Source organism: Aeromicrobium sp. (assembly GCF_014378035.1).
Taxonomy (GTDB): Bacteria; Actinomycetota; Actinomycetes; order Propionibacteriales; family Nocardioidaceae; genus Aeromicrobium.
In genome coordinates, this window is record NZ_JACMOM010000219.1 from 1 (window position 1) to 3,780 (window position 3,780).

At 64.2% G+C, this 3,780-nt stretch carries 4 protein-coding genes; 3 read left to right on the plus strand and 1 reads right to left on the minus strand.

Annotated features, from left to right (window positions below):
- On the plus strand, positions 1-843 hold an 843-nt coding region (lipA, locus tag H7290_RS11415), incomplete at its 5' end, for a lipoyl synthase (RefSeq protein WP_290514140.1).
- Between the two features lie 21 nt (positions 844-864).
- Positions 865-1,569, plus strand: a complete 705-nt coding sequence (locus tag H7290_RS11420; protein WP_290514141.1) for a DUF4191 domain-containing protein — start codon at positions 865-867, stop codon at positions 1,567-1,569.
- Positions 1,570-1,598: 29 nt separating this feature from the next.
- Here H7290_RS11420 and H7290_RS11425 read toward each other — a convergent pair whose 3' ends face one another.
- A complete protein-coding gene (locus H7290_RS11425) occupies positions 1,599-1,958 on the minus strand; it encodes an RDD family protein (protein ID WP_290514142.1) in 360 nt (119 codons plus the stop codon).
- A 188-nt stretch (positions 1,959-2,146) separates the two neighbouring features.
- Between H7290_RS11425 and glnA the strand changes: the two genes are divergently transcribed.
- Positions 2,147-3,568 carry a type I glutamate--ammonia ligase gene (gene glnA, locus H7290_RS11430; RefSeq protein WP_290514143.1) on the plus strand — a complete coding sequence of 474 codons (1,422 nt, stop codon included), beginning with the start codon at positions 2,147-2,149 and terminating at the stop codon, positions 3,566-3,568.
- The last annotated feature ends 212 nt before the right edge of the window (positions 3,569-3,780 follow it).

A 3,780-nucleotide genomic window follows, 5' to 3' on the forward strand; every position in this document is an offset into this window, starting at 1 on the left:
AAGATGGGCCCGGAGTACACCGAGCTGATGAAGCTCGTCAAGGGTGAGGGCCTGCACACGGTGTGTCAGGAAGCTGGCTGCCCGAACATCTTCGAGTGCTGGGAAGACCGCGAGGCCACGTTCCTCATCGGTGGCGAGCAGTGCACCCGCCGTTGCGACTTCTGCCAGATCGACACCGGCAAGCCTGACCCGATCGACCGCGACGAGCCCCGTCGTGTTGCCGAGTCGGTACAGAAGATGGAGCTTCGTTATGCGACCATCACCGGCGTCGCCCGCGACGACGTCCCCGACGGCGGTGCCTGGCTGTACGCCGAGACTGTGCGCAAGATCCACGAGCTCAACCCGGGCACGGGCGTCGAGAACCTCATCCCCGACTTCAACGGCATCCCCGAGCTGCTCGAGCAGGTCTTCGACTCCAAGCCCGAGGTGCTGGCCCACAACGTCGAGACCGTGCCCCGCATCTTCAAACGCATCCGCCCGGCGTTCCGCTACGACCGTTCGCTGGACGTCATCACGCAGGCCCGCGACTACGGCCTGATCACCAAGTCCAACCTGATCCTGGGCATGGGCGAGACCCGCGACGAGGTCTCCCAGGCGCTGCGCGACCTGTACGGAGCGGGCTGCGACCTCATCACGATCACGCAATACCTTCGCCCATCGGTTCGCCACCACCCGGTCGAACGATGGGTCAAGCCCGAGGAATTCGTCGAGCTCAAGGCCGAGGCAGACGAGATCGGCTTCGCCGGCGTCATGTCGGGGCCGCTGGTTCGCTCGTCCTATCGCGCCGGCAGTCTCTACAAGCAGGCCATGTCCGAGCGCGAAGGCGCATCCGTCACCGAGTGACGAGCGCCGTAGACTGCCACCATGTCCAACGCCACTCCTGAGCCTGCCAAGGGCCGCCTCGGCCAGATGCGCCAGGCCTACTCGATCACCAAGCGCAGCGACCGCAACATCGGGTTGATCCTGCTGCTGACCTTCCTCATCGTCGGTGGCGCGTTCGCCGCGCTGGGTCTGGTCTTCTTCAACGGCACGTTCGGGCTCATCATCTCGATCGTGCTCGGTGTGCTCACCGGCTTCCTCGGTGTGCTCATCGTCTTCGGACGTCGTGCGGAGAAGGCCGCTTACGCGCAGGTCGAAGGGCAGGTCGGCGCTGCCGCCGGTGCCCTGCAGATGCTCCGCAAGGGCTGGGACCTCAAGCCTGCCGTGGCGTTCACCAAGAATCAGGACGTCGTGCACCGCGTCATCGGCCGTCCGGGAGTCATCCTGGTCGGCGAGGGCAACCCCTCACGGGTGCGCAACCTGCTCGCCGCCGAGCGCAAGAAGCACGCCCGCATCGCTGGCGACGAGGTGCCCATCATCGACATCATCGTCGGCAGCGGTGAGGGCGAGGACAAGCTCACCAAGCTGATCAAGCACATCCAGAAGCTGCCCAAGAAGATCAAGCCCGCGCAGATGACAGGAGTGCTCTACAAGCTCAAGGCACTCGATGCGATGCGCCCTGCCGCGCCCATGCCTCGTGGGCCCGTGCCCACGAGCATGAAGGGCTCGCGCAAGGCAATGCGCGGCTGACCGACTGCCTCACCTCTGGTGACGCAGGGCTAGACGCGGATGACGCGCGACCGAGCAGCGAGGTCGTGCAGGCCGCGGCGGTCCTTCGTCATCACGAGCGCCGGAATGACCGGGACCATCAGCAGGGTGCGAAGAACAGCCCTCGGCAGGCCGATCGGGTTGCCGTCGGGTCCCTCTACCTTGAGGCTGAAGAGCCGCTTGCCGATCGAGAAGCCCAGCAGCCCCGTCAGCACGGCGACCTCGACCACGGAGAACCCCGTGATGATGAGGTTCTGCCGGACGTTCTCCGGCGGATAGCTGACGCCCGCCACTGCCGCCGCGCTGAGCGAAGCGATGAGCCAGTCGACCACGAGCGCCCCGAAGCGTCGTCCCAGCGATACGTTGTCCACGCTCGGGAGCCTACCGACGATCATCGACTGGGCACTCCGGGCGGCTACCGTCGCCACTTGTAACATGCTGGAAACAAACCAGTGACGGTCAAGAAACTGCCTGCCCCTAGCGTCAGAGATACGGTGCACGAAAGCACTTACCTGCCGTATCGACATCAAGGGCCGCGTTGCGCGGTCAAGGAGGACTCATGTTCGGCAACGCCGACGAGCTGTTCAAGTTCATCAAGGACGAAGGTGTTGAGTACCTCGACGTCCGCTTCACAGATCTTCCCGGAATCCAGCAGCAGGTCACACTGCCCGCGTCGACTTTCGACGCCGCGATGGTCGAGAGCGGCGTGGCGTTCGACGGCTCATCGATCCGCGGCTTCCAGACCATCGACCAGTCCGACATGGTGCTCTTCCCGGACATCAAGACCGCCTACGTCGACCCCTTCAAGCGGCGCAAGACCATCGCGATGGACTTCTTCGTCCACGACCCGATCACCGGCGAGGCGTACTCGCGCGATCCGCGCAACATCGCTCGCAAGGCTGAGGCCTACCTGGCCACCACCGGCATCGGCGACACCGCGTACTTCGCTCCCGAAGCAGAGTTCTACATCTTCGACCGGGTCAACTACGGCACCAGCGCCAACAAGTCCTTCTATGAGATCACCTCATCTGAGGCCGCGTGGTCCACGGGTGACGACATCGGCGACAACCGTGGCTACCAGGTTCGCTACAAAGGCGGCTACTTCCCGGTCGCACCAACCGACCAGACCGCTGACCTGCGCAACGACATGATGACAAACCTCACGGATGTCGGGCTTACCCTCGAACGCGGCCACCATGAGGTCGGCACCGGCGGGCAGGCTGAGATCAACTACCGGTTCGACACGCTGCTCAAGGCAGCCGACGACGTCATGAAGTTCAAGTACATCGTCCGCAACACAGCGTGGGCCAACGACAAGACCGTCACCTTCATGCCCAAGCCGATCTTCGGCGACAACGGCTCGGGCATGCACGTCCACCAGTCCATCTGGAACGACGGCAAGCCGCTGTTCTACGACGAGTCGGGCTATGGCGGACTGTCAGAGCTCGCTCGCCACTACATCGGCGGCATCCTCAAGCATGCCCCGTCGCTGCTTGCGTTCACGAACCCCTCGGTCAACAGCTACCACCGCTTGGTGCCCGGCTTCGAGGCTCCCATCGCGCTGGTCTACTCGGCCCGCAACCGGTCCGCCTGCGTCCGCATCCCCATCACCGGGTCGAACCCCAAGGCCAAGCGCATCGAGTTCCGTTGCCCCGATCCGTCGGCCAACCCGTACCTCGCGTTCTCCGCGTTGCTGCTGGCCGGGCTCGACGGCATCAAGAACAAGATCGAGCCGCCGGCCCCGATCGACAAGAACATCTACGAGCTGCCGCCGGAGGAGTACGAAGCCATCAACATGGTGCCGACGTCGCTCGACGCGGTGCTCGACTCGCTCGAGGCCGACCACGAGTTCCTCACCGCTGGCGACGTGTTCACGCCCGACCTCATCGAGACGTGGATCGAATACAAGCGCACCGAAGAGATCCTGCCCGTGCAGCTGCGGCCGCACCCGCACGAGTTCGAGCTCTACTACGACATTTAGACCTTGACGTAGACCGGAAACGGCCCCTGACCTGCGGAAACGCAGGATCGGGGGCCGTTTTCGTTGGCCTGAAATAGCCCAGATTCCGCAGGGATTCCGCAGGAGATTCGATCCACGCGCTGCTCGAGCCAGGCGCGGCGACATCCGCACTCCCTTCACACGGTTCTCAAGGGCAAGAAGGACTGGCGAACTTGCGGTGGGCTGAGCCCGGC

Excerpts from the sequence above, each read along its gene's own strand:
- H7290_RS11420 (WP_290514141.1), top strand. The coding sequence starts at position 865 with ATGTCCAACGCCACTCCTGAGCCTGCCAAGGGCCGCCTCGGCCAGATG.
- glnA (WP_290514143.1), top strand. The coding sequence starts at position 2,147 with ATGTTCGGCAACGCCGACGAGCTGTTCAAGTTCATCAAGGACGAAGGT.